Source organism: Microbacterium sp. SSM24, assembly GCF_025989145.1.
Taxonomy (GTDB): Bacteria; Actinomycetota; Actinomycetes; order Actinomycetales; family Microbacteriaceae; genus Microbacterium.
Genome location: NZ_JAPDNQ010000001.1, coordinates 2366791 through 2392632, shown reverse-complemented (window position 1 = coordinate 2392632; position 25842 = coordinate 2366791). Strand labels below are relative to the sequence as shown.

The 25842-nt window shown below is 63.9% G+C and carries 24 protein-coding genes; 12 read left to right on the top strand and 12 right to left on the bottom strand.

Annotated elements, in window-relative coordinates; all coding sequences use genetic code 11:
- Positions 1–112 precede the first annotated feature (112 nt).
- Positions 113–1909, bottom strand: a complete 1797-nt coding sequence (locus OL358_RS11030; protein ID WP_264710016.1) for a DEAD/DEAH box helicase — start codon at positions 1907–1909, stop codon at positions 113–115.
- Positions 1902–3302 (bottom strand): transcriptional regulator, encoded by a 1401-nt coding sequence (locus OL358_RS11025; RefSeq protein ID WP_264710015.1) that lies wholly within the window; start codon positions 3300–3302, stop codon positions 1902–1904. Before OL358_RS11025 ends, OL358_RS11030 begins: the two co-directional genes overlap by 8 nt.
- Positions 3303–3441: 139 nt before the next feature.
- Between OL358_RS11025 and OL358_RS11020 the strand changes: the two genes are divergently transcribed.
- The 3 genes from OL358_RS11020 to OL358_RS11010 all read left to right on the top strand — a co-directional run bounded on the left by OL358_RS11020 (position 3442) and on the right by OL358_RS11010 (position 7112).
- The gene (locus OL358_RS11020) at positions 3442–4077 is read left to right on the top strand and encodes a hypothetical protein (RefSeq protein WP_264710014.1); all 636 of its coding nucleotides are present in this window, start codon (positions 3442–3444) and stop codon (positions 4075–4077) included.
- 69 nt (positions 4078–4146) lie between these two features.
- The gene (locus tag OL358_RS11015; protein WP_264710013.1) at positions 4147–5796 is read left to right on the top strand and encodes a sigma factor-like helix-turn-helix DNA-binding protein; all 1650 of its coding nucleotides are present in this window, start codon (positions 4147–4149) and stop codon (positions 5794–5796) included.
- A gap of 50 nt (positions 5797–5846) precedes the next feature.
- On the top strand, positions 5847–7112 hold the full coding sequence (locus OL358_RS11010) for a DNA cytosine methyltransferase (protein ID WP_264710012.1): 1266 nt from the start codon (positions 5847–5849) through the stop codon (positions 7110–7112).
- Positions 7113–7163: 51 nt separating this feature from the next.
- Here OL358_RS11010 and OL358_RS11005 read toward each other — a convergent pair whose 3' ends face one another.
- Both OL358_RS11005 and OL358_RS11000 read right to left on the bottom strand, forming a co-directional pair.
- The gene (locus tag OL358_RS11005; RefSeq protein ID WP_264710284.1) at positions 7164–7589 is read right to left on the bottom strand and encodes a very short patch repair endonuclease; all 426 of its coding nucleotides are present in this window, start codon (positions 7587–7589) and stop codon (positions 7164–7166) included.
- A gap of 33 nt (positions 7590–7622) precedes the next feature.
- Entirely contained in the window at positions 7623–9104 is a 1482-nt protein-coding gene (locus OL358_RS11000; RefSeq protein WP_264710011.1) for a hypothetical protein, read from the bottom strand.
- A gap of 262 nt (positions 9105–9366) precedes the next feature.
- Between OL358_RS11000 and OL358_RS15860 the strand changes: the two genes are divergently transcribed.
- From OL358_RS15860 to OL358_RS10985, 3 genes are read left to right on the top strand one after another with little or no spacing between them, the layout of a single operon-like run.
- Positions 9367–10692, top strand: coding sequence for a relaxase domain-containing protein (locus OL358_RS15860; protein WP_413631433.1), 1326 nt, complete (start codon positions 9367–9369; stop codon positions 10690–10692).
- Positions 10616–10972 carry an AAA family ATPase gene (locus OL358_RS15855; protein ID WP_413631431.1) on the top strand — a complete coding sequence of 119 codons (357 nt, stop codon included), beginning with the start codon at positions 10616–10618 and terminating at the stop codon, positions 10970–10972. The genes OL358_RS15860 and OL358_RS15855 overlap by 77 nt, the downstream gene beginning before the upstream one ends.
- Positions 10927–11592, top strand: coding sequence for a hypothetical protein (locus OL358_RS10985; protein WP_264710009.1), 666 nt, complete (start codon positions 10927–10929; stop codon positions 11590–11592). Before OL358_RS15855 ends, OL358_RS10985 begins: the two co-directional genes overlap by 46 nt.
- Before the next feature lie 293 nt (positions 11593–11885).
- On the opposite strand, the gene OL358_RS10980 is transcribed toward OL358_RS10985, so the two are convergent.
- The 3 genes from OL358_RS10980 to OL358_RS10970 all read right to left on the bottom strand — a co-directional run bounded on the left by OL358_RS10980 (position 11886) and on the right by OL358_RS10970 (position 15441).
- Positions 11886–12590, bottom strand: coding sequence for a HEPN domain-containing protein (locus tag OL358_RS10980; protein ID WP_264710283.1), 705 nt, complete (start codon positions 12588–12590; stop codon positions 11886–11888).
- Between the two features lie 2 nt (positions 12591–12592).
- Entirely contained in the window at positions 12593–13744 is a 1152-nt protein-coding gene (locus OL358_RS10975) for a DUF262 domain-containing protein (protein ID WP_264710008.1), read from the bottom strand.
- Positions 13745–14355: 611 nt separating this feature from the next.
- Positions 14356–15441 (bottom strand): hypothetical protein, encoded by a 1086-nt coding sequence (locus OL358_RS10970; RefSeq protein WP_264710007.1) that lies wholly within the window; start codon positions 15439–15441, stop codon positions 14356–14358.
- A 220-nt stretch (positions 15442–15661) separates the two neighbouring features.
- Here OL358_RS10970 and OL358_RS10965 point away from each other — a divergent pair, with 220 nt between their 5' ends.
- Positions 15662–18526, top strand: coding sequence for a DUF4365 domain-containing protein (locus OL358_RS10965; protein ID WP_264710006.1), 2865 nt, complete (start codon positions 15662–15664; stop codon positions 18524–18526).
- A gap of 20 nt (positions 18527–18546) precedes the next feature.
- Positions 18547–19311 carry a hypothetical protein gene (locus tag OL358_RS10960; protein WP_264710005.1) on the top strand — a complete coding sequence of 255 codons (765 nt, stop codon included), beginning with the start codon at positions 18547–18549 and terminating at the stop codon, positions 19309–19311.
- A 98-nt stretch (positions 19312–19409) separates the two neighbouring features.
- Here the strand turns inward: OL358_RS10960 and OL358_RS10955 are convergent, their stop codons facing one another.
- From OL358_RS10955 to OL358_RS10940, 4 genes are all read right to left on the bottom strand, one after another.
- The gene (locus OL358_RS10955; RefSeq protein ID WP_264710004.1) at positions 19410–19589 is read right to left on the bottom strand and encodes a helix-turn-helix domain-containing protein; all 180 of its coding nucleotides are present in this window, start codon (positions 19587–19589) and stop codon (positions 19410–19412) included.
- A gap of 65 nt (positions 19590–19654) precedes the next feature.
- Positions 19655–19861, bottom strand: a complete 207-nt coding sequence (locus tag OL358_RS10950; protein ID WP_264710003.1) for a hypothetical protein — start codon at positions 19859–19861, stop codon at positions 19655–19657.
- Positions 19862–20071 (bottom strand): hypothetical protein, encoded by a 210-nt coding sequence (locus tag OL358_RS10945; RefSeq protein ID WP_264710002.1) that lies wholly within the window; start codon positions 20069–20071, stop codon positions 19862–19864.
- Positions 20072–20228: 157 nt separating this feature from the next.
- On the bottom strand, positions 20229–20774 hold the full coding sequence (locus OL358_RS10940; RefSeq protein ID WP_264710001.1) for a small multidrug efflux protein: 546 nt from the start codon (positions 20772–20774) through the stop codon (positions 20229–20231).
- Positions 20775–20927: 153 nt separating this feature from the next.
- On the opposite strand from OL358_RS10940, the gene OL358_RS10935 reads away from it, so the two are divergent.
- The 3 genes from OL358_RS10935 (at position 20928) to OL358_RS10925 (ending at position 23582) form a co-directional block, all read left to right on the top strand.
- The gene (locus OL358_RS10935) at positions 20928–22148 is read left to right on the top strand and encodes a sensor histidine kinase (protein WP_264710000.1); all 1221 of its coding nucleotides are present in this window, start codon (positions 20928–20930) and stop codon (positions 22146–22148) included.
- A complete protein-coding gene (locus tag OL358_RS10930) occupies positions 22148–22750 on the top strand; it encodes a response regulator transcription factor (RefSeq protein WP_264709999.1) in 603 nt (200 codons plus the stop codon). Before OL358_RS10935 ends, OL358_RS10930 begins: the two co-directional genes overlap by 1 nt.
- Positions 22751–22838: 88 nt before the next feature.
- Positions 22839–23582, top strand: a complete 744-nt coding sequence (locus OL358_RS10925; protein ID WP_264709998.1) for an NYN domain-containing protein — start codon at positions 22839–22841, stop codon at positions 23580–23582.
- Between the two features lie 54 nt (positions 23583–23636).
- Here the strand turns inward: OL358_RS10925 and OL358_RS10920 are convergent, their stop codons facing one another.
- The gene (locus tag OL358_RS10920) at positions 23637–24773 is read right to left on the bottom strand and encodes an epoxide hydrolase family protein (RefSeq protein ID WP_264709997.1); all 1137 of its coding nucleotides are present in this window, start codon (positions 24771–24773) and stop codon (positions 23637–23639) included.
- Between the two features lie 62 nt (positions 24774–24835).
- On the opposite strand from OL358_RS10920, the gene OL358_RS10915 reads away from it, so the two are divergent.
- Positions 24836–25825, top strand: a complete 990-nt coding sequence (locus OL358_RS10915; protein ID WP_264709996.1) for a helix-turn-helix transcriptional regulator — start codon at positions 24836–24838, stop codon at positions 25823–25825.
- Positions 25826–25842 lie beyond the last annotated feature (17 nt).

Here is a 25842-nt window from a genome sequence, read left to right as displayed (position 1 = left end):
AGTAGGAGTGAGGTCCCTGAACCGAGCCTGCGTCCTTAATGAGAGGCGTGCGCCGGCCTCGTCTCGGTACGAGAGCTCCTGAAGCCAGCGGGCGGCACCGACGAGAATCGAGTTAGCTACGTCCACGGTTGCCCAGGTATTCCCAAACCGCCTGCGCGTCGCTCGCGTCTAGGACACCGCCACTCTCACGCTCCTCTTCGAGATCGGCAAGCGACGACAAAGCCGAATCGTCGAGAGCATCGCTCATCCACGCGAGCTTCCGCGCGAGCCGAACCGCGACGAGCTCGTCGATGGTAGACCCCGAGACTAGAACGGTTGCCCTGGTCTGAGTTCCCGCGGCGAGGCCAAGTCGATGAATTCGGTCGAGGCTCTGCAAGAAACGGCCGGCAGCAAAGTCTCGATCAATGTAGACGGCGTCATGGCACTCGTGGTGAAGGCTGACCCCCTCGCCGAGCGTCGCTGGGTTGGAGAGCAGGACGTGAGTTCCCGGCCGAGTGCGGAACCGCTCAAGGCGTTCCCCCCGATCCTCGTCCGACGTGGCACCCGCTATGAGTTGCGGGTCCAGTTCCGGAATGAGGGTTTGAAGCGTCGACAGGTTGCGAATGAACGTCGACCAGATCAGCGTTTTGCGACCTCGCTCGGCGTTTTCCCGAGCAATGCGTGCGGCCTCGAGCAGCTTGGGCGACATCTCGTATCGCGGCAACTCAGCCAAAAGTGACCTCAGAAGTCCGGACCGCGGCGGCTGAAATGGGGGAACGCGGAACTGCAGGGGCTCATACTGGCTCGACCCGACGGCAAGAAGCGCTGGGCTTGTTGCCGCCATCAAAAGATAGACGATCGCCCGTCCTAGATCATCGACGCGCTCGCCTGAGCTCACAGATACGCGCATCTGCCCGAGGAGAGCGTCATAGATCTCGCGGTGGAGCGGAGGCAACTCGAGGGTCTTGGTCTTGACTTCCAAGGGCGGAAGCCCCAGTTCCGATTTTGTCGTGCGAGTGAACAACGGCTTGACCGTCATCGAGACGCTATCCCAGTCTGCCGAGCCAACACCTAGGAGGCGGCTGCCCCTCCCCGGCCACACAAACTCCAGGATTGACTTCAAATCGCTGAGTCCGTTTGGGGCGGGGGTACCGCTCAGCACTAGCCGGGCTCGTGCCAACGGTCCCAGGCTCAAGCACACGGCCCCGTAGACGCCATTTGCCCCTCGCTTCATGCGATGGGCTTCGTCGAGTACCAGGAGAGTGGGTGCGCGGGTTAGATAGGCAGACAGCTGCAATCTGGATGAAGCGAGCCGTTCATAGTTGATGATGAGAACGTCGCACTCCGGCGCCAAGCCACCCGAGTAGATCCGGATATCGCGGCCCTCGGCGAAGACCTCCCGAGCCTCGTTGATCCAGCTTTCGTGAGCGGACTTGGGCGCAACCACTAGTGCGCGAGAGATGTCGCCGACCCTACGCAGGTGCGAGAAGAAGGCGAGTGCAACCCGGGTCTTTCCGGCCCCTGGAACGCTGAAGTTTGCACCGTGGCGCATTCCGAGCAGTTTTCGGAGGTCACGATCCTGGAAGTCTGTGAGATTTCCTCGCCAGTCTTCCTCGAGTGTGACGTCGGCTTCACCAGCGGGCCGTTCATGCCGCAGATGCTCGAGGTAATCCGCATCATCGAGGGCGGCCACGGCGAGTTCTCTCAACCGGGGTGACCATTCGACTGTGCCGACGTTCCATTTTGCGAGCGCACCGAGGTTACCTAGGAGGCTTCCCAGGTCGACCTCGAACGCGTTTCGCGCGAACGCCTCAGCGGAAGGAAAGTCGAGCTGTACTCGACGAAGCAGGCTGATGTGTTCAGGGCTCGTCTCAGCGAGAACGGTGCCGTTCGCGGTGAGGCTGAGTCGAAGAGCGGGTTCGTCAGTCATCTTTGATCGCGCGAAGCGCGCTCAGCCAATCGGCAGAACTCTTTGGAAGCGTCGCCAATCGCGAGACTGAGCCGGCGAACATAGATAGCGACCGCCTCAGATTGGTAACCGCTTCATCCAAGGCAGATTCATCCAGGGCGTGCTTACTCTTTGCATCCCCGACCTCCAGCACGGCTTGCTCCAGTGTGTCGGCGGCATCATTGATCTTGTCGATCGCGGCCTGCTGAGTTTTCCTTAGGCGGGCCGACTTGCCTGCGGCGTCAAGTGCACTCTCGACCGCCTTGTCGATCACGCTGAACTGACTCTGCGCCTTCACCTGAGTCTCGTGGTCGTCGCTAGCGAGGTCCGTCTTGAGCTTCGCGATGGCATCGACAAGCTTCTTGGCCCTCTGAAGACCGGCAGGCTCGCTTGGAAGCCCGCGCCCTAGCCCCGGTATGGCGGTCCCCTGCTCGGCAGGGTGCATGTCGAACTGCGTACCCACGAGACTCTTGTCAAGATAATCGGTCAAGAACCGGTCGGTCACCAACCGCATGTCCGTCTTTGACTTGTCGAGCAGCAGACCAACAAGTCGCGACTCTCGGAGGAGGTCAGCCGCGGCGGGATCAGACTTGGCGGTGGCGCTATAGGTTCGGTATAGCTCCTCGAGCTTTCCCTGGTCGTTCTCGAAGTCCCTGAGGTTCAGTGACGAGCCACCCGAGCTCGCGCTCCTGTCGACAAGGTCGCGCATCGTCTGGAGAATCCACACAGAACGATTGAAGGTCGTCTTCTGCATCCTGAAGGCCTTCATCGCGGTCTCGCTGCCCACGTCCGCAATGGCCTCATCGAGGGCGAGCAGAGTGTTGACGAAAGAGTAGTCGCGACGGTAGTCCTTTCGCATCTGCAGTTCGAGTTCGACCGCCGTCACATCTGGCCACGACCAGTCGGCGGGCAGGACCGCAACACGCATTTGTGTGGCATTTCCCTCACGCAAGGCAGCACATCGGGAGTTGCCATTGATGAGAATGCCTGACGGCGTGATAATTCCCGCATCCTTCTGACCATAGGATGCGAGGTCGTCCCGAAGTTTCTCGAACGCCGGATCGACCTTGCTGGGGTCATTTGGGGCCGCGGACAGAAGGTAGTCGAGATACTGCTGGGCGTCAGTCCCCCATGGATCCGCCGTAATCGCTGCGTTCCCGGCTGCGTCGAAGTCTCTCTGTGCTCGGATGCGATGGGTGTCCGGATTGTAATAAAGCAGGCTCAGCGGCATCGAGATCACGGGGAGGCTCTTTGGCGCCCCACGCCACTCCACCTGGACGGTCTCCTTAGTGCCCTTCTCGTCGTCCAAAGCCTGTAGGCGGCTCGCGACGAGATCCTCGGTGCTCTTGGCCGAAAGCGGTTCGTGCCGACTCAACGGGTCCCCTAACCTGTCAAAGACGGGCTTCGGTGCCCGCGTTGTGCTTGTGTGGAAACACTAGTTGACCGGTTGTGCAGTTGGCGGGAGCGACCCAATGACACGAACTCCGAGCAGTCTCGCTCTCGTGGCGCGGTGGTTGGCCGACGAAGTGGGCGAAGGTGGCATCTTCACGAAACAGGCGCTTCGCTCTGCGCTGCCGCAGTTCGAGCAGGTGGATCGGCGCATGCGGGACCTTCGCTCGCACGGTTGGCGTATCGATACCAACCGCGAGGACGCCCAGTTGAGCTCTAGTGAACTTCGACTCGTGTACGTCGGCCCGCGACCAGGCGACCCGAGCTTCAAGAGCAAGCCGAACATTCGCGTCACCTCAAAGGAGAGAATCGAAGCAATCTCCGCCGCGGACTTTCGATGCAGCCAGTGCGGCGTCCAGCTCGGTGAAAGAGACGAATCGGAAGCGGGATTCGCGCAGCTTCGCGTAATCCGGACTGGCGCTGGGCTGATCGTGGCTTGTGGCTTGTGCGCCAACGGGGCGCCCGGTCAGGCACAGGCTGACTTTGATCTGCTCCGTGCCTATCTGTCCCGGCTTTCCACAGATGAGCTCAGTGAATTTCGCGCACGTGTCCGTGCCGGAGACATGCTCACACCGTTGGAGTCCGCGATGGCCCTTGCGGCTCGGGTCCCGCGTGAAATCGCAGTCAAGCACGCGGATGAGGCGCTCGATGAACTCCTTGGCCAGGATCCGACGAGTGCGGAAGCGCGCGCACGACGATGAGTGATCCACGGGCAGAGGAGGCCACTTCGATGCGCCGGTGTGCAGGGGTTCGAGAGGGATTGCTGCCGAATGAGATCTGACTCGCAGGCCTGGCAGACGCTTGAATCGGCGATCGAAGCCCTCGCGAACTGGAATCTATTGCGCGGGCGGCCGGAGCTGCCAGCAGTTGGCGAGCCGGGGGCGGAGGCGCCCGAGCATGTACACGCAGCTTGGGCGATGCTGAGGCAGATCCCGGCGTCCGACTTGCTCGCAGCGACGCCGACGTGGTCGGCATCCGAGCAACTTGACCGCGAGTTGGGCCGGTTCGACGCCCGCGTACTCGACATTCTCAGGCGACGGGTATTCGCCGACACTCCGGAAACCCTCGACGAGTTAGGTGCCAATTTTAGACTGACGCGCGAGAGGGTTCGCCAACTCGAAAGTCGGGCAATCGAGGCGCTTCAAACGACGCAAGCTACGGCCGAGGTTAGGGCCTTGGCCTCCCATGCTCTGGGTAACGCGCGCATCGTTGCCCCGCTCGAAACTATCCTCGGTGAGAGCCCAGCATTGGTGGAGCGCGTCACGAAGGTCTCTCAGCCGGTATGGCGCGTGCTAGACCGCCTAGACCCCTCTTTCGAGGTCGCCGACGGATGGTGGTGCCGCGGGACTGTCAAGTCAGTTGCTGCTGCGACCAGATCCGCGCTCCAAACAGCCGCCGGAGACCTTCGCTCGTTCCGCGTCGATGAGTTGCCGATGTTGAGGGATTTCGCGTGGTCTGCTGACTGGATTCGATACTGCGGGGTCCAGGTTCACGAAGGCTACGCCTTACTCGCATCGGCTGGAATTCCTGATCGAGCCGCAGTAACGCTCGAGCGCGAGGGATCACCGATGTCAGGTGAGGAGATCGCGGCAAGGATAGGCGCCGAGAGATCGGTCAGATCAGTGAAGAATGCCCTCGGATCCGACGAGCGTTTCGTGCGCGTGGACAGAAACTCCTGGGCCCTCGCATCGTGGGGCCTCGCGACGTACCAGTCGATCAGAGGGCTCATTTCGGATGAGGTGACTGCGAACGGAGGATCGATAAGGCTGTCGAAGCTCGTCGCCACCATCACCGAAAGGTTCAGCGTGTCGGCCACTAGCGTCGTCGGTTACGCCAGCGTGCCGCCCTTCACCACGATCGACGGGATTGTGGAGATTGCCTCAGCGAGGCGCAGCGCCCCGCGAAAGTCTCCATACGACACCCGGCGACTTTTTCGTCTCGCCGAGGGATGGGCTCTCCGGTTCACCATCACCGCCGACCATGCTCGGGGAAGTGGCTCGCCTTTGCCGAGTGCTTTGATCGCAGTTCTCGGTTTGAGCCATGGCGAAGCCCGGTTCATGAGCTGCCGCCTTGGCGATCAAAGGCTGGGGTGGAGTGGCCCGCAGGCGACGATGGGCAGCATCAAACGGTTCGTCGACGCCGACCACCTGGCGATTGGCGACACGTGTTTCGCAGTGTTCGGGACCGGAGGCTCCTTCGACATCGTCCCCGTCCAGGTCGAACCCGATCCTGGACCGCTAAGAGCGTTTGCTCTGGCGGGACTAACCTTGGGCGCCTCCCCGCCCACGAAGGCAGGACTTGCGCATGCTGTTGGGCTTCCCGCCGAGGTGTCTCACCAGCAGATCGCGGAGAAGCTCCGCGCCAGGGGCGATTACGATATCGCCGACTGCATGCTGACCGGCACTTGGACGAGCACCTGACCCACCGCGAGCCTTGCCGCAATGTCGTCGGTAGCTCGTACCATCATTAGATGGGATCACGGGGCGACTATACGGTCGTTGAAGTCTGCGCCGGCGCTGGTGGTCAGTCGCTAGGCCTGCACAAGGCGGGCTTTCGCCATCAGCTCGCCGTAGAGATTGATGAGACAGCGGCGCAAACGCTCGAGCAGAATCTGCGCGTGCCTGTCGCGCTGGGCGACGCCGCGAGTCGCCGAGTCTGGGATCCCCGCGACTATGTCGGTACCACTTTGCTCGCGGGAGGAGTGCCTTGCCCGCCGTTCTCCGTCGCGGGCAAACAGCTGGGGTCGTCAGATGAACGGGACCTGTTCGCCTGGACGATCGAGCAGGTGAGCATCATTAGGCCGCGGGCGATCATGCTCGAGAACGTGCGAGGGCTCTCCTCCATGCGGTTCGCCGCTTACCGTCAACGCGTGCTCGACCGGCTTGACGCCGAGGGCTATGTAGGCGAGTGGAAGCTCCTTTACGCAGCAGACTTCGGAGTACCGCAGTTAAGGCCACGATTTGTCTTGGTTGCGATGAGCGCTGAAGATCACAGTCACTTCCATTGGCCTGACCGGACCACTTCAGAGCGCCTAACCGTCGGCGAAGCACTCCATTCCCAAATGGCTTCGGCCGGCTGGAGACACGCCGACGAGTGGCGCTCACTTGCCAACGGAGTCGGCCCCACGTTGGTCGGCGGCAGCAAGAAGCACGGCGGCGCAGACCTCGGTCCAACTCGCGCCAAGCAGGCTTGGGCTGAACTGTTCGTTGACGGGCGGGGCGTTGCGAATCAGCCTCCCGGGAGCGATGCACCTTCGGCGACAGAACTGATGCCGCGTCTAACAATCGAAATGGCCGCTCGCATTCAGGGTTGGCTACCGGAGGACGAGTGGGCATTTGCTGGTCGCAAGACCTCGCAATACAGACAGATCGGCAATGCATTCCCGCCCCCCGTCGCAGAGGCGGTAGGTGCCAGCATTGTCTCGGCACTAGGCCATAAGGCCGCCCGGCGAAGTGACCTGCCAGGCACCGTTGGACTGCAAGACCCGGTGTACAAGGCGCTTGCAAGCAGCACGCGGCCTCTCAGTCTGGGCGAGCTCCTAACCGCCCAACAGGAGGATAGCCTCGCGGCCGTCGAGCGAAAGCTCGCCGCTATCAAGCACGACTTCGAACTGGACGTTTCCCAGGACGAGGACGGTACCATGCGCTACAAGCTCGGCGCGTTCAAGGGTTTCACGGGCCAGCACGATCACTCCCGCCACGCATTTGTGGCAGAGAACCGCCATCGCGTGAGTTGATGACCCGGCTGGGAGGTCAAGGTCTCATACGACGCCTCTACCCCGGTTGACTTAGCGATCGATCGCCACGAGGTTCAAGGCCGCGACGACCTGGGCGCGGACGTTGTCAACAGACTCGTGCTCCGAGATTCGTATGACAGCCCAACCAGCGTTTCTGAGCGCCCGCGTCTGCATCTGATCTCGGCGTATGTTGCCAGAGATCTTGGCTGACCAGTACTCAGCATTGGTGACCGGACGGGTCCCGTGCAGCGGGCAGCCGTGCCAGAAACAGCCGTCGACGAAGACAGCGACTTTGCGGCGGGTGAACACGATGTCTGGGCGAGCGCGGACTCCCTCAGGAAGACTAATCGGGAGATCGCAGCGATATCGCAGTCCCTCCTTATGCAGCGCCCGCCTCAACGCCATTTCGGGCGTTGTGTCGCGCCGCCTGTTCGCTTGCATGTTTCGACGGCGAGGGTTTGAAACCCCTTCAAATATTCACCGTCAGATCGAGCAACGCCCTCTTTGTCGTCACGGGGAATCGGCCTCGGCCGCGGCGTCGGATGAATCGAACAACAGATCGCCGGCTCGGTATACGCGCACCGGCTTGACCTGTACCCGCTGAACAAGCCGCGACATGATGTCCTCCGCTTGCTTGCGAGTGAAGTTCGTCGCGACATAGATCGGCCCTTGCACCGTGCGTACGAGCTGCGGCTTCGCTGACGGCAGCAGCTCACTCCTCGTCCTCGCGACGGCGTCCGCAATGATCGCTGCTTGTACTCCCTCAGCCGAGGCAACGATGCGCGCAATCTCTCGGACTGCGGAAGCAGCAGTCATGACCTTGCTCGAGCCACCCCCGTCGTCGACCGAATAGATCGCAAACTTCCCGCGCACCCGTCGCAACCGAAGTCTCAGGAACTGCTGGCGCTCCTCGTCCGCGGACGTCTCTACATAGCGGTCCTGATACGTCGCCAGAAGCTCATCATCCAGCCGCCGAGCACCAGCGGTTTCGGTCGGGTAGTCCATGAGGCGAGCCACCTGGCCCTCCTCGACATTCGCCAAGGCCGTTTCCAGTTCGCCCACGGTGCTCACTCCCAGGCGTTCGAGGTGCGCTACCAACGTGGCCGTTGCCTGTTCATCACCGATCTCGTGTTCGGGAAAGCGAGCGCGAATGAGACCGCGCATACTCTCCGTGTCCAACTCACGCGAATCGCTCTCAGCCACGTCCTCATCCTCGATCGCCGGAATCGGTGCGAGCGAGTCCGCTAGATCGAGCGAGGTCAGGTGCGATCCGCTCTCGCCATCGACAGCAATCAAGTGAGCCTCGATCTTGCCGAACAGCTCATCCATGTAGTGCCGCATTCCGCCCGCCTCAACAAACCACTGGTCGATTTGGCTCCGACCGTCTGCGGTGAGTTCCTGATATGCGCCCGACTTGTACCGAACGTCGTGTTCGTACTCCGCCCAAGCGTGCCCGGCTACGCTTCTTATCTGAATTTCAAGACCACGGTATTTGTCGAAGTAACGCGCAAGCGCTGGATAGCGATCACGCTCGTCCCGCTTATTCAACGCAGCGATGACCAGGTGCTCACTGTCATAGCCGTTGTGCTTCAGATCGCCCGGGTTCTGACGTTCAATTACGTCAGCATGCGAGCTGATGAGGTCCGCAAGATCGTTCCGAGCCAGCATTGTAAAAACGATGACCCGGGCCGCTACGCAGTCATGAATCTGCATCGCTGGGTCCACGTACTTCGGTCGACCGTCAGCACCAATCTTCCCCGACTTCTCTTGGTACGAAGTCAACGACTTCGCACGGGACTCGATGGTGTGGATCCGGATGCTCGCTCGTTCAGCGAGTTCTTGCAGGTAGCGCCGAATGTCGCGCGCCGCATCGACGAGATCGGTCTGATCTTGGGCGTACGCCCACACATGCCGTGGAACCCGCGCCATCTCGACCTTGTCGCCGACGTCGGAAGAGGGCTCGGAGTCATCTGCAGGGATCAGCACACTCATGGTTCCCAGGATGCCAGCTCCCACGTCCGTAACCGATTGGAGCACGTCATCCTCACCAATCTCGTCGGAGCTGCGGCAGCCAAGGCCGAGGCCCCACAGAGTGAGTGCAGCCTCGTCGGCCGATCGCGTAGAGCGCGACTGATACCGCAATGCACGCAGGCACCGTGGGGTGGTCGACGCCCTTTAGTGACACTCTCCTACACTCACCCGCACACCGGAAAAATCCCTGGATAATAAGGAAAACGGGCCCTACCCTGGCGTCATGCGAGGAGGCCTCGAGCGGTGGAAGCGAGGTGTCGGATCTCGCGGGGTCCGGCAGGCAATCGCCTACGCGTTTGAGGGCATCTGCGACGCTCACCTGCAGCACTCCCCCGGCGTTGACGCGCTCGAAGCTTATGGCGCGGCATCCAATTCGACCGTCTCGCGATTCATCGTCGCGAGCGGCAGGATCGGCAGGGACGAGCTCACCGCCGGCGGCCTTCGAGCCTGGCTCACCGGACACGACCCGATCACCGGCGGAGAGCGCGGTCATCAGCGGCTGAGCCCCGACGCCGACCTGCTGCTCGACGGAACGCTCAACCACCCGAAGTCGTACAGCATCGCCGCACTGCTGCATCCCGAACTCGCCGCCGAGTTCGAGGCGTTCCAAGACCGGCTGCGTGACCGCATCGTGCTCATGCGGCAGACCGAGCTCAATGCGCGACGCGGGCACGGAGGTCTCATCCGTGAGGAGATCGCCCGCATCGAGGTCGTCGAGCTGCAGCATCGGCGCTCGCGCGCGCTCGACCCGCACATCCACCGGCATCTGTGGCTGAACATCAAGGTGCTCGGCGCGGACGGCAAGTGGTCGAACCTCGACTCGCGCGTCGCGATGAAACTGCACACCGTCGCCAACGCCGAGGGCGAGCTTGCCGCCCGTACCGCTCCGGGCTGGATCGCCGCGCTCGCCCGACACGGTTACACGCACGGGGGATCTGCGCCGAGCGTGGACGTGCTGCAGCAGATCGATCGACGCGCGTGGGCCGTGTCGCGTCCGAACAAGCCGGCCGATCTCGACGCGGCGGCTTGGGAGGTCCGCGTCCGCGACGAGATCGCAGCGATCGATCCGAATCTGACCGGCCCGCGCGCACCCATTCCAGTTGCCGCCACAGAGCTGCACGCCATCGATTTGGATCTGCTCGCGGCACAGGCGGTGGTCGACGCGGACGAACGATCCACCTCATGCGGCGGGCGGTTCAGCATCTTCGACATTCGCGCCGGAGCGATACGCGCACTCTCGCGCGCGGGCGTCGTTACAGAGCGTGACCGGCGCGATGGCGCAATCGCCGCGGCATCCAATTCATGCCTTGCTTTCGGACCATGGCTACCGATGGGGCACCGACAAGGCCGGCGCGAAGGTGTCGACCAGGCTTCGAGTGGGAGAAGTCGATCCCAACACGGGCGCCATATACGGCGGACCAACCGATTACGTGTTGCGTTCCCGCGATCAGATCGTCGTCGACGAAGCCGGCATGGTCGACCTGCAGACGGCGAACGTCCTCGTCGAGCTCGCGATCGAGCAGGGTGTCGGGCTGGCGTTCGTAGGTGACACGCACCAGGCGTTTGCCGGTCGGACATGCGGGTGCGATGGCTCTGCGATCCGGCACGCGAACGCCGCGGTCGAGCTCGACACGGTGCACCGGTTCCGCGATCCCGACTACGCGACGCTCACACTGCGGCTCCGGGATGCGGGTGATCGCGAGCGTGCGCTGATGGTTGCGGGCGAGCTTGGCGACACGGCCACGTCGACCGGGTCGAACATCACGACGCGGCGCGGGAGCGGATGGTCGACGCGTACTTCGACTGGCACGCACGCGGCAAGCGGGTGACGCTGGTATCCGGCACGAATACGGAGGCGGATGCGATCAACGACGCCATCCAGCAGCGGCGAGTCGACCAGGGCGAGCTCGACGTCCGCGTCGCCGCGTGGGGTATCGGGCAGCAGCGCATCCTCGTCGGCGACACCGTCCAGACGCGTCGCAACGACCGGCTCACGGGAGTCGAAAATCGCGCGCAGTGGATCGTGCGCGGCATCCGCTACGAGTACCTGTCTCTCGTCTCTGTGAGCGACAGCGGCGAGGTGGCGCGGGTGTCCACCGATTACGCGCGCGAGCACCTGCAGCTCGCCTACGCGTCCACCGTGCACGGTGTGCAGGGCGACACCGCCGAAGCGTCGGTCGTCGGGCCCGATGTGGATGCTGCGGGACTTTACGTCGGTCCCACGCGGGGTCGGCTGAGCAATGTCGCCATCGTCTTGGCGCGGACGGATGCCGCGGCCCGCGAGTGTCTCGCCGAGTCGATGCAGCGCGGGACTCCGGAGTTGACGATGCAGGATGCTGTGCGCGCGGCGGAGGCGGAGATGCGTCGCGCGGCGCGGAACCGGGAGGCGGCGATGGCAACGGGGCCGGTGGTCGGAGGGCCGAGTGCGGGCCGCGGGGTCGGGATGTAGAGCTGCTCGTTTCGCAGGACAATCAACGGGCAGACCGTCGGGCAGGCCATTCGGCCGAGTTCGGCCGTGTCATGAGGGCGCTCGCGACATCTCCTCCCCTGTCTTGACTATGAACCCTCGACGATCAACGACCCGAGGGACCACCCCCGCTGATCGCTGGAAAGCTTCCTGAACGCGGACCGCACTTCGTATGCAGGTCGGTTCCCTGGGCGCGTCACCGGCTAGGAGCGATCACCTGGCGACGTCCCGTTAGAGATGCTTAATCTACGAGGACAACGCTGCATCGTTGGCTGCTAGATGGCCTTTCGGGCTATCCGCTTCACGTGGCGCGTCAGAGTGTCGTCTAGCACCGTGACCAGCGCGTTGAGGAATCCGTGCCACTGATTCAAGTCAGTGCGCGAGATGTTCAGGATTGACGCAGTATGCGCCACCGCGTGGCGACGGCTTACAACGGTGTCGAGCGTGTCCTCGATGAACGTACTCGCCGTAGGCCCTCCCCACTCGCGGTCGAACGCCGACTTGATCTTTGCGAACACCCCCGGGTACCCAAGGACCTTGTATATGCTTCGCAGCTGTTCCGGATTCGGGTTGCCCGCCGTGTTCGCGATGTCCGCGCTAAGGAGTACCCCACTGTGCACCGCGGCCGCTGCGGCGATCACACCTGGCAGCCGCGCAGTGCGGTCCTTGATCGGATCCCACGACTTTGCCTTCATCGCGCTCTCGAGGCCCGTGTACACGGCCTGCGCCTGAAGGTCGAGCGGGAGTTTGGAAAAGACGACGGGCGGTGTCGCCCGATTCAAGGAATCCAGCAATTCGCTTGTGGACTGCTTTAGGTAGTGCTCAAATGCCCCCACCATGAGAACGACAGCGCCGCCTCTCAGTCCCTCCACGGTCGACCGGTCCACGATGGGCGGAGGGTCTTGATAGCTGCTTTCGAGTGTCATCAGGGAGGCCACCATCGCGCTCGATTGCCGATACTCCGTGGCGGCAGCGGTCATCGTCACTGACCGAGGACCGAATCGAAGAGCCCGTTCATCATCTCAATGCGGCTGCGAAACCGCGCCGGCGTGTTAGTGGCAGCGTCGATTGACTGACGAAAATCTGCATCCGAGAAGAGTCGTTCATAACCAGCCTGCAGTTGGGGTTTACGCGCGCGCACCAACCCCACGTCCCTACCCATAGACGAGAACATCTGAGCGTCGAAGAGAGCCGCAAGGATGGGGCTCCGCCATGTGTTGGAGTCGGGGTTGTAGCGGCGAAACGCGCGCTCTGCAAAGCCCTCTTCGACCACCTCAAGCGTGCGCAAGAAGTCGTCTCGCAACCCGCCGAGGCGTGCTTTACCCGGCCGCTGATTCTCAGCCATAAAAAGGTCGAGTCGTTTGGCCATACCGCCCTTGAAGGTAGCCCAGTCGTCGCGAAAGGCGAAATAGCGAAGCACGAGCTCCACGTCTCTCATCTCTTTGTAGAGCGTCGAGGAGGCTGGACGGGTGATACCGAGCAGACGCCGAAACCGAGTGTCTTCGGACAGGTCCAGCATCAGATCATTCAGAGGCCCGGGCCAGGTGCTGTTACGGATTTCCTGTGGGTTGAGCGAAACGCCACCTGTGTTGAGCCGACGGAAGACTTCGAACTTGACGTTCTTGTCGGACTGTCGAAGGATGATCGTCGCCCGCAGATTCGCTCTGGTGCTGATAATCGCCCTGAGGCTGGGGTCCAGGTCGTCGAATGTCTGGTCGTTCAACTCCTGATACACCTTGAGGCCACGGAGCTTTAGCCGCCCGCGCATGAAGCTGTGGATAGCGGTTAGGCGTTGCTTCCCGTCGATCACCGAGTACTTGCCGTAGTCGTCCTCATTCAAGAAGACGGGTGGAATCGGAACGTTCATGAAGAAGGACTCGATTAGGCGCGACTGGCGCTCGGGCTTCCAACGATCCCGACGCTGATACCGCGGGGAGAGATCGATCTGCTCGCTCGAAACGAGGTCGGCGAGAGTGTTCAGGTTGTAGTCAAGGACACTCGTGAGCAGCTCGCGTCCCTTGACCGGCACGTCGACGTAGTCGTCAATATCCTCGTCGAGCTCGTCGGGCTCTTCGATATCTGAAATCAACTCAGCAACTGAGTCGTCATCGCCTACCTCTTCAGCATCCAGCATTATTCCTCCTGGGTCGCGGCCAGCCTACCCATCGAGTTCGTCGCCCCAGGCCGAGCTCGACCGAGGTGCCCGATGGTTGTGGGTACTGGCGGAGGCCTCGAGCCAGATCGATGCCGTCTGCGAGGCCGCGTTGGTTGTCATCGCGAGATCATGAGAACGCCTGGCCCGCTCCCACATCACCGGCTCCAGTATTCATGTCTCGACCTGAGCAGGCCGCGGCTGCAAGCGTTCGAATCCAGTGCGGTGGCTCTCAAGATTCGAGGGATGACGGTCATGCTCACACGCGCGCCTTTGGGCTCGGACGCTGAGGTCAGCGACTTCATGCCCCGATCCTAAGATTGGATGCGCAGTGCAACCCTGAACAGACGCCCGCAGACGGACCGGCATCCCGCACGCTGGCCGACCGGCATTTGCATACTGACCGGGCCGTTTGCGACTTACTGACCTTTAGCGTGTCGGCGGCGCTCGAAACTGGACACTAGCGCCGGAGTCGTCTAGTTGTGCAGCGCGGCCGACATTCAGCGGCCAGCTGAGGACCAACTGGGCGGGTTCGCTCGTTGCATCGACACCCAGCGCACTTCACGCGGAGTACGGCCGGACGAAACCCTTGCTCAGGAGTCGAGTACCGGCGAGTGGCTCGACAGGCGGTACCCAGGAAAGTCGTACGACCACTTGTGGTCGATTCGTCCGCCACATCCGCACGCGCACGGTTCGTCGGCCCAGATCCCTTGTAGGTAGTGGCTCGCCGCGAGATCCGCCGCCCGTGATGTAAGCGAGAAGTCGGCGGGCAGCTTGAACGACTCCGGGAGCAGTTCAAGAAGCACGCTGCTGCAGAAAAGCCAGACGTCGGCGATCGTTCGAGAGAAGCTACCGTCGACTACTTCAACTCCCCCGCCTCCGTCAGCCGGCCCACTAATAGCGATCGGACTACGGGAGAAGAACGTGTCAGCCTTCGCGCCGCTTGGGTGGCTAAGAATTGAGCTCGAGTAGAGCGTGCGAGCGAAGAAGGCAGGGTGGGCAGCCTCCGACAACTGTTCGTACCATTTGGTGACGAGTGGATTACCTGCATCCTTGCCCAGGCGCTCGATCCAGGTCAGCACGTTCGGTGCGCGCACGTACTCGGGGAAGCCAGCCATCCGCGTGCCGCGAAACGCCTTGATAAGCGTAGGCCCCATCTCCTGGCGCACTTTGAGCGGCCGGTCCTCGCTCCCAGGAATCTTCTTTGCGCGTCGCCACGAGTTAGAGATTTGCCGCGTTTCGTATGAGAACGCGGCAACCGACTCCAGCAATGAGCGCGTGAGGGTTGCCGCCGAGGCCAGCGACCACCTCGCAAGAGCATCTGCGCTCTCGGTGGCCAACTCGGTCGACGACCACGCGTGAGTCAACCACCATGCCCACAGGCGCGAGTCGACCTCCGGATAGATGACGGCCGCGACTCGACGAAGTCGACCGAGTTCGGAGAAGTCGTTCGAGGCCAGGACAGATCCATCGGACAACGTGATTGCGATCCACTCCTCATCGTCTTCAAGGGTGCGCTCGAGGTCATCGGGTTGGACCCGAGGTAGCTCCCACGCCCGGAGTCTCACCGGCGCGAGCCTGTCGGACCACTCGCGTACGCGGGAGACGCGTTCCGAGATCAGATCGACGCGCTGGGCGCCCAGCACCAGCTGACACGTGGCCGCATGCACCATCCACATGAGCCAACCGTAGTTCCTGGATTCGTTGCCCTCGTGGGCGAGCAGGGCAGGGTACGGGTGGCGCTTCTTTGCCGGGCACATTCACTCTGCTTGGCGCTCGATGGCCGACCGGCCCACGGGCGCTCGAAGGCCGCTGATTGGGCGGCTCGTCGTTGCCGGTGCGAGGCGCGGGTAACGAAGGATCACCTGTCCGGGCGACCAGCCATACTGGTCCACACGCATGAAGCTGATGGAGCGCCTTCAGTCCTGCGGATTCACTCACCGGCTCAAAGGACGTGTACTGATGTCAGCGATGCGGTCACCGGAGAACAACGCCAAAGGCACATCTGGTCAGAGTTTTGTAAAGGGCCAGTTTGAGGAGCTGGGGTGGGGCGTAGCTCCGAACCTCGAGCACGATCTAGGTACTGACCTATGGCTTATGGCGCGCGATGCTCGTCGATTCGATCTCGGCGCGCTCGTCGGTGCCCAGGTCAAGAACTGGGCGCTCGAGTTCGATGCACCAGCCACGCACGACGGTCAGGAGGGTTGGTGGTTCTCTGACTCCGCCGAGCACTTCGACTACTGGCTTGGCCACCGCGTCCCTCACATCCAGGTCTTCTACGACAAGGAGGCGAAAGTCTCGTACTGGGTGCACATCACTTCCGAGGCAACGGTGTCTACGGGCAAGCAGCGGAAGATTTTCGTGCCGAAGTCCCAGACGGTGGATGCAGAGCATTTCGACGATCTGATCGCGGTTGCCACTAGTAGCTCGATTGGACAGACGTGGGAAGGCAGCGCCTGGCTTCCCGGCGAGCAGATTCCCGAGGTCGCCAGGTTGCGCTACGCGATGATTGTTCCGAGACTCATCGCTCCACACGGCAACTCGTCAGTGGATGACGTTTCAGCTGATCAGGGAATAGCTCTGCTGACCGCGTACCGGATCTGGGAGATTGAGGACCACCTTCTCGAGAAACAACCACTCCTCGCTGAGTCAGCGAGCCTTGAGGCCGAGGATCCGGTGTGGAAGCTTTACGGTGCGCTACGCACCTGGTCAGTGAAGGGAGAAATCGAACCGCTAACGGCATCGATCCCCGATCTCCCAGCAGAGGTACGAGCGGCTCATACAGCGATGCTCGCCGCGGCACTGTTTGAGAGTGGAGATGCTCGAAGGGCTGCGGCAGTTGTCGAGGCTGCACTCAGCGAGCATGACGATTACAACCCGGTGGATCATGCTTGGCTCACGCTCCATCTGGCGAGAAACATCGTCCAGCTTGGTCGGATCAGCGAGGCGCGAACGCTTGCACTAAATGTCGTACCTGTCGGTCAGATCGCGCCGTCGGATCCCACGGCACGTTTTCTAACTGGCGTGGCGTCGGACATGATCTTCTCGCTCAATGGGTGGCAAGCAGGAGACCTCGCCGCGATGATCCAGGCGCGCGATAACGCCGCTTCGTGGTGGCGTTCCCAAACGATGACCACGGGCCTCGCGAAGTACCTTGAGACCTCCTTCAAGGACTGGTCCAACGATGAGTCGATCACATTCAGCGCTTACGACGAGACGTGGGCGAGGTTACGTTCGACCACGCTCATTTCTGGGTTCGGCGCCGACACCGCGAACTGGGCATACGAAGCCTCGCTGCTTTCGCAGTACATGCTTATGCGCCACGAGGATGCGAACCAAGTCGCTGCTGCGCTGAGCCTGTTGCGGGTCGCTGGAGCCACTAAGCCGGTGAAGCTCGCAGTTGAATACTTGCTCGACCACGGACCCGTAGAAGCCATCGAGCTTGCTCTAGAAGATGTGGATCTCGACCTCAGCACTCGAGGTTCGTTGCAGACCGATCTGGAGTTCGTGGGCCTAGCGAGCAACATCTTGTCCACGGATGAGGCGGATCGAATCATGACCTGGCTTCTCGCCGAGGTTGCTAACCCCGCCTCTCGAGCCGCCGCACTGGGACTGAGGTTCTTGTACCGGGAGCTCCTCTGGACCACGATCGCTCGACTCTACGTTGCCTGCTCCAAGAAGCTGCAGGAGGCCGTCCGACGCACCGTCGTGAGCGTCCCGACGGTCTCGGACCAATCTGTAGCTCACCAGATCGCTCGAGTGCTTGCAAACGTGAGTACTGAAGACTGGTCATCAGAAGATGTGGGTTTGCTCGCCTCACGCGCTGAGGGTGAAAACTTTGAGCTCACCGAAGCAGCTGAACTCGTCGTCGCGCGGCGCGACCCTGAGTATCGGCAGACGCTACTTTCTCGGATTCGCCAGGGAGAAGTCCAAGCGCTGTCTGCGTGGGGTGATGTGCGCGAGCTTCCGCAGGACGCTGCGCAGGGCATGATCTCTGCATCTGCGGCGGCGACCCGCGCGGAGAGCGCGGCCTCCAAGAGTGGGATGTTCGGATTCGGCGGGCCGAGCGCCTTCAGGCGCCTCATTCTCCTCAACATTTGGCACCCGGCGCTCGCAGATTGGGCTCCGTGTATTGAGGCCCTGAGTGAGGAGCAATCGAACCCCGCCGACGTCTTGCCCGGGCTAGAACTGATGATCCTCCAGGCGGACTCCTTACCAGGCGACGTCCGTGACGAGATCCGGGCCTCGCTTTACCGGCTGTCGGTTACGCCGCCGTCCGACGGCATGTTTGGCGGCTTCATGCGCGGTACCGACATAAGGGGAACTGCGACGGAACTTCTAGCTGTGTTGTTCCCCGACGATGTGGGAGACGAGCGCCTGCTCGAGTTGCTTGCGGGATCAGATGACGAGATCCGTACCGCGGTTCGAGTGTTCGCGGCGCGTGAAGACCCGTCGACCCTCCCACTCTTTGCGGCACTCGCGGCGCACGATGAAACGGACGTTCGGGCGGCGGTGGCCGGCGCGCTTTCGAGATGGGTAGCGAAGGGGGTAGGTGCCGAGTCAACGCAGACGGTTCTCCGACGCCTTCTGGAGGAGCCGGGTGTGAGGCTCGCGACACATGTAACTCGTGCCATTGCCGGTGAACCTCGATCCGACGGGGCAGAAGTGATCCTTGATCTTCTCTCCGCTCACCCATCCGCTTTGGTACGCCTTCACGTTCAAATTGTGAGGGCCAAGTGGGAGTCTTCGAAGCATCAGGACTGACTCGAGAGAGACGGAATGTCATGGCAGAGGAAGAGAATCTGCGTTATGTCGTCGGGCGCGTACGCGATACCGGTGACACGCTCGCTGCTGGCGGAACGCGACGCGCGGACGGCACGTTGTCAGCGCAAGTGCGTGACTTGAACTACCTCGACGCAGACGCGGTCTCCAGGCTGATGTCGGATCCGCCGCGCACTCCATCGGCCGGCCGCGCGTTCGCCCAAGAACTGGGAACACAGGTCGTGGCCGTCACGGTCGATGTGCTGCTTCGCGAGGTGGTCATCCCCGGGACGGCAATGCTCTGGCGGGAGCGAGTCGCTCCTGCGATCAATCGCAAATGGGAGGAGCTACGCAGCAAGAAGACAGCTGCGATCGTGCCTGAGCCGGTTGAGCTGCTCGAGGCGGAGGTCGAGGAGTTGTCGGAGCGAGACCCGTTTGCGGATGTCGAAGTGGGCGGCGCGACGATCGAACTCAGCCGTGAAGAAGCGGAGTGGCGCGTCGCAGAGGCGCAGCGGGCTGCCCGTGAGCTCGCAGAGCACCTCGCTACGCTGCGCGCGGCGCGGATCGTCGATGATGAGGACATGCTTGCGTTGCTTGCAGGACGCGGGCAACTGGAGGGCGGAGGAGAGACCGCGATGGAGATCTCGCCTGACGTCGTCGAAGAACCGACGCCGGAGCCCGTGCCGCTGGAGCGGAAGCCCCCACATCCCACCGGAACCTTCCGAGCGCGCGAAGCGTCACCTGACGGCGATGACGATGAGGATGACCCGCGGCGGGCATCTGCGTGACGACGGATCCCGGATCGTGATTGTTTGCGGCTTCGGTAGGTATCCCGCTCGTGCTCGAGGCGCCGGAACCCGCTGTCAACCCCGCGCCGTTGCGTCCGTCACGCGTCGACACCGAAGGCGCGCAGCAGCGGCACGCGCGGGATCATCCGACGCGGGCCGAGCTGGACCGTGGGGATGGTCCCGCTATCAATCCCGAGCTTGATCGTGCGGTAGTCGACGCCGACAAGCTTCGCGGCATCCTTCATCGTCAGGGCAAGCGAATTCGGCGATGAGTTCATGACTTTCTCCTTCGCTGCGATAGCCACCCCTCCGTCTTGTTCACACGACGCGAGTTGCAGACTGCCTAGGTTGCCACGACGACGAGTAGCCCCACGACCGTGATCAGCAGCACGATCACACCAACTCCGAGCAGCGTGACGATGAGCGAGCGGGGCATCGTGGGCAGGTCCGCTCCGGTCACCGCTGCTCTGCGCCGCAGCACGCTACCGACGAGTCCAATCGTCATCGTCGCGATGACGATTCCCAGTGCAACGACGACCTGCGAGTACATCTAGAAGCAGACTCTCTTCGAACTCCAACGCTGCTGATCGACCTTCCAGAGGAAGAAGCTGCCAACCACGCCAAGCCCGATGCCGAGTGCGCCAACGACGGCACGGGCGGGAAATCCGACGATGCTCACCGCTCCGGCGAACAGTCCCACCACGAGCGCTCCTGCCAACGCGACGGTGGACACCGACGCAATCAGGGTCTGCTTCCGCATGCCGTTCCTCTCAGAGACACGTGCGCACCACACGGCGCGCACTCTCTTTACAGGACGACTCTTCCCGCGATCTGTGACGGTGATTCATGTCCCCTCTTCGGAGGACAAGCGGCGCCGGCGGGGTTGGCCGCCACGGTCGCGTCGGCCAGCTCACCCGTCATCCGACCGCCGAGATCACACCCGTGATCACGAGGGTGACCGCCGTCGTCCACAGCACAATGGCGATGCCCTGCCAGACCAAGATCCGCCCCTTCGACACACCGGCACCGGCGAGCATCACCGCGGTGAACTGTGTCGGAAGCAGCAGCGGGCCGAGCAGGCTCACACCGGGCACGCCGTAGCGCTCGAACGCCTTCTGGAACTTCGCCTTGCGAGGCGAACCGTCCTCCAGGCTCGAACCCCCGGCCGCAGCATCCGCCACAGCGGGCGATCCGGCGCCCACTCCGACCCGGCGCGCCCGCGACCGGTTGACGATGGCACCGCGGGCGCCAGAGCTGAGCAGCACGAGCAGTGCGACGCAGAGGAAGTTGCCCACGATCCCCGCCATCGCGGCGACGACGGGGTTGAGTCCGCCGATGATTCCGATCGCCGCGGCGCCCTCCCCCTCGATGAACGGGACGGCACCGGCGAGCGCGATGATCAGCGGCTGGATGAGCTCAGGGACCTGAGCAACGAGATTCTGGAAACTCTCGACGAGATTCATGACAGTCCTTTCGTGGGAGGCGAAGGCGCTCCCATAGGCAACAAGCCCAGTCCATCCACGCGGGGCCTCCGGTGACAGTGCCGATGCGTCACCGATCCACGGGCGCTTCGCACGGCCGAGGCGTGACTTTTGTCACGCGCCTAGGGTGGACGCGTGACTGATCAGGCATCCGCGTCGACTTCGGGCGCGGCATCCGTCGCCCCCAGTGCACTGCGGATGTCGCGCGGCGTCACCGTCACGTGGTGGTACACGCTGTCGGGTGTGATGGGCTTCAATCTGTCGCTCGTGCTCTTCTGGTCGCTCATGCTCGTCGGCTGGGGCAAGCCCCTCGGCGAGGTGCTGATCGTCGGGATCGGCGGCCTCGTCTGGACGGCATCCACCCTTCCCCTTCTCTTCGATTACCGGCACCGCGACGAGTCGACCGCCACCCTTCGTCGTCGCGTCATCGTGCCGGTGCTCGTCGCCGTGGTCTACGGGATCGCCGCGGGCCTGGTCTCGGGCAGCTGGCTGGTGGGCGCGGTGCCGATCGTGCAGTCGCTCGTCCTGCTCTCCTGGCAGCGGGGGGTGCGTCTGCGGTTCGTCGCGGCGAGCACGATCCTGCTCTTCTGCCTGTGGTTGATCGACATGGGTGTCCCGTTCACGGCGACGGGGGATGCCGCCGACATGGCGGGCATCTGGACCCTCGGGCTGTACTCGGTATTCGTCCCGTTCCTCACCGTGCTTTCGCTGTGGTGGTGGGATGTGCTGATCATGCTCGACCGCGCCCGGATCTCGGAGGCACGCCTCGGAGCCACTCAGGAGCGGCTGCGCGTAGCGACGGACGTCCACGACCTGCAAGGACACCACCTCCAGGTGATCGCCCTGCAGCTCGAACTCACCGAGAAGCTCCTCTCCCGTGGCGACCCCGAAGCCGCGGTCGAGCAGCTGCGGCTCGCGCGGACGAGCGTCGACGAGGCGCGCCAGGGCACCCGCGACCTGGCGACGCGGTTCCGCTCCGTCTCTCTCGGCGACGAGCTGGCCAACGCGCGAGACCTGCTGCGCGCGGCGGGAATCTCGGCCGACGCGTCGATCGGACCAGATGCGGATGCTGCGCCCGCAGACGTTCTCGGACCGGTCATCCGCGAGACGACCACGAACGTTCTGCGTCACGGCGGCGGACGCCGGGCGCACCTCACCCTGACCCGGACACCCGACAGTACGTGGCGCTACGAGATCACGAACGACGTCGCTCCGAATGCCGTGCGCTCCGACGACGGGGCCGGGCTCGCCGGCATCGAGCGCCGCGCCGCCGAAGCCGGCGGCACGCTCGATGTGGGGCAGGACGGAGACGAGTTCGCGGTCGTCGTGACCATTCCGGCGCGAGGCGTCGCCTGATGATCCGCGTGCTGCTGGCCGACGACGAGGGGATGATCCGATCCGCGCTCGCGGCGCTGCTTCGACTCGAGGAAGACATCGACGTCGTGGCAGAGTGCGCCGACGGCGAGGAAGCGGTCGAAGCCGCGATCCGCCTGCGGCCCGACATCTGCCTGCTCGACCTCGAGATGCCTGGACTCGACGGCGTCGAGGTGGCGAAGAGACTCACGCGCATGATCTCGACGCGATGCATCATCGTGACCCGCCATGCCCGACCCGGGGTGCTGCGGCGTGCGCTCTCTGCAGGGGTGGCCGGGTTCCTGCCGAAGTCGCGAGACGCGGACGAGGTCGCCGCGATCATCCGCCGCGTTGCCGCGGGCGGCCGCTACGTCGATCCCGAGATCGCCGCCGACGCGCTGAGTGACGAGCGGTGCCCCCTGACCGATCGAGAGCTCGACGTCCTGCGTGCGGGACGGCGCGGTGAGACGACCGGGCAGATCGCACGAACGCTCTCCCTCGCACCAGGGACGGTGCGGAACCACGTCTCCGCCATCCTCGCCAAGCTCGCGGTCCAGACGCGTCAGCAGGCGGTGCTGATGGCCGAGGAGCGCGGCTGGATCTGAGTAGGAGTATCGATCCCATTGTTCCTGCTTGCATCATCTAAACAGGAGTAACGAGAGACCACGCCACCGCAAGTGCCATGCTGAGGGCATGGCGCAGCCCAACGACCTCCTCGCAGTCCTGATCGATGCCGACAACGTTCCGCCGTCCAGCGTCGGCGCCGTCCTCACCGAGGTCGCGCGGTTCGGCACGGCATCTGTGAAGCGCGTCTACGGCGACTGGACTCAGCAGCGCCTGAGCAGCTGGAAGGCGTCGGCGAGCGAGCACGTCATACAGCCGATCCAGCAGTTCGCGAACACGGTGGGAAAGAACGCCACCGACAGCGCGCTGATCATCGACGCGATGGACCTGCTGTACACGCGCCGGTTCCAAGGGTTCTGCATCGTGTCGTCCGACAGCGACTTCACTCGCCTGGCTTCGCGGATCAGGGAGGACGGCGTAACCGTCTACGGGTTCGGAGAACGGAAGACTCCCGAGGCGTTCCGCAACGCGTGCGACCAGTTCACCTACCTGGACGTGCTGGATGAGCCCGCTGTCGAGGGGGCGGCCAAGGTTCCGGCGCCGGCCCGCGCCACGCGCGCAGAGCTCCGGTCCAACACCAAGCTGCTCTCGGGGCTCCGTGCGTGCACCGCGACGGCTTCAGGAGAGGACGGCTGGGCGAACCTGTCGGCGGTCGGCGGTCTCATGCGCAAGCAGCAGCCCGACTTCGATCCGCGCAACTGGGGCTACGCGAAGCTGTCCGATCTGGTGCGCGCGACCGAAGCCTTCACCGTCGAACCTCGACCCGCTGGAGGCCTGCAGGTCCGCAACATCACCAAGGGGGCCGCGAAGTAGACGGAATCGGGCGCGCCGCGGCATCCGCTCTCCTTCGCCGCGGCGCGCCGCACCTCACTCCAGCCCGTCGAAGAAGTCGCGGATATCCCCCGCGAGCAGCTCCGGCTCCTCCATCGCGGGGAAATGCCCGCCCGAAGCATGGTCGGTCCAGCGCGTCACCGCTCCCCACGGATCCAGCGCGCGGCGGATGATCGGGTGCGTGTCGAACGCGATCCAGGCGGAGGGCACCTCGGGAGCGAAGGCGAACGCGAGTTCGGTGTGCTCGGCCCCGTAGTAGAACTGCGGGCTCGACGCGCCGCTGCGCGTGAACCAGTACAGCGCGACGGTCGTCAGCAGCTGATCGCGATCGACGGTCGGCACGTGGTGACCGTCGTCGCGGCGGGTCTTGAACTTCTCGCCGATCCACGCGAGCAGGGCGACCGGCGAATCGGTCAGCGCGGGGCCGATCGTGTCGGGGCGGTGCTGGTGCATGCCCAGATATCCGCTCTCGGCCGCGAGCGAAGCCTGCAGCGCCGCGAGCTGGCCGGCCTCTTCGTCAGTCAGGCCGTCCGGCATGGGGAACTTGTCGCCGACCACCCCCAGGACCATGCGATCGACTCCGAGGTGCGTGCCGATGACGCGCTGCGGGAAGACACCCGCGAGGCGGCCGGCGATGCCCGAGCCGATGTCGGTGCCGTGCACGGCGAAGCGCTCGTAGCCGAGCCGCGTCATGACGTCGGCGTAGGCATCCGTCGTCCGTCCCAGCTCCCAGCCGCTCGCCGACAGCGGAGTGGAGAAACCGAAGCCCGGGGGCGACGGGATGACCACGTGGAACCGGTCGGTCAGCAGTGGGATGATTCGCTCGTACTCGACGAACGATCCCGGCCAGCCGTGGCACAGCAGCAGCGGCGTGGCCGCCGCATTCGCCGATCGCACGTGCACGACGTGGAACGTCTGCCCATCCACGACGGTCGTGAACTGCTCGTGCTCGTTGAGCTTCGCCTCTTGCTCGCGCCAGTCGAATCCGTCGCGCCAGTAGTCGGCGAGCTCGGCCAGAAAGGGCAGCGGGATGCCGCGGCGGAAGTCATCGCGGTCGTCACGGTCGGGTGCGGGGATCGGCCAGCGGGTGCGAGCGAGTCGTTCGCGCAGGTCGTCGAGGTCGGCCTGCGGGATGTCGATGCGGAAGGGCGTGAGCCCGGTGTCGTTGTTCATGCCCCCGACGATTCCAACGAATGCGGCAGGTTAGCTTCCGCAATATGCGGAATGATCGGATCATGCTCGAAACGTCCGCCCGCCTGCTGGAGCTGCTGTCACTGCTGCAGCTCAAGCGCGATTGGACGAGTCCCGAACTCGCCGACCGGCTCGGCGTCAGCACGCGGACGGTGCGCACCGACATCGGCAAGCTGCGCGCGCTCGGGTATCCGGTGGATGCTCGCCCCGGCGTCGCCGGCGGCTACCGGCTCGCCGCGGGCGCCGCGATGCCGCCGCTGCTGCTCGACGACGACGAAGCCGTCGCCGTCGCGATCGGGCTGGGCGCGGTGGCGACGTGGCGACTCGGCATCGAGGAGACGTCGCTGACCGCGCTCGCGAAGATCGAGCAGGTGATGCCCTCCCGCCTGCGTCGACGGGTCGCCGCGGTCCGCGAGGCGACGAGCGTGGTCCCGGGCGCCGGCCCGCAACCCGACGTCGCCGTGCTGAGCGCGGTCGCCTCGGCGATCCGGGGCCACGAACGCCTCCGATTCGGGTACACGACGCACGACGGCAGCGCGTCGGCACGCCACACCGAACCGCAGCGACTCGTGAGCTGGGGACCCGTCTGGTACCTGTTCGCGTGGGACCTCGACCGCGATGACTGGCGGGTGTTCCGCGTCGACCGCATGGTGCAGCATCCGCCCACCGGCGTGCGGTTCCGTCCCCGGGTGATCGCGGAAGACGCCCTGGTCGAGCACGTGGTCCGACGCATCGTCCAGGCGAGCTGGACGTACCGGGCGCGCGTCGTCGTCCATGCGCCGGCCGCCACCGTCGCCGCGGCGATCCGCATCCCCGTCGACGTCGAGGCGATCGACGATTCCACGTGCCGCCTCGAGCTCGGATCGGACGACCCCGACCAGCTGGCGCTGCTGCTCGCGCAGCTCGACGCCGACGTCGAAGTCATCGACGGCGACGAGCTGAAGGGCGCGTTCGAGCGGTTGGCCGCGAGGTTCGCGCGGGCGGCGGATGCCGGGGGCGAGACGCGGCTTCACGGGTCGCGGCGGGAGCGGTGAGGCTGGGCAGGCGCGAC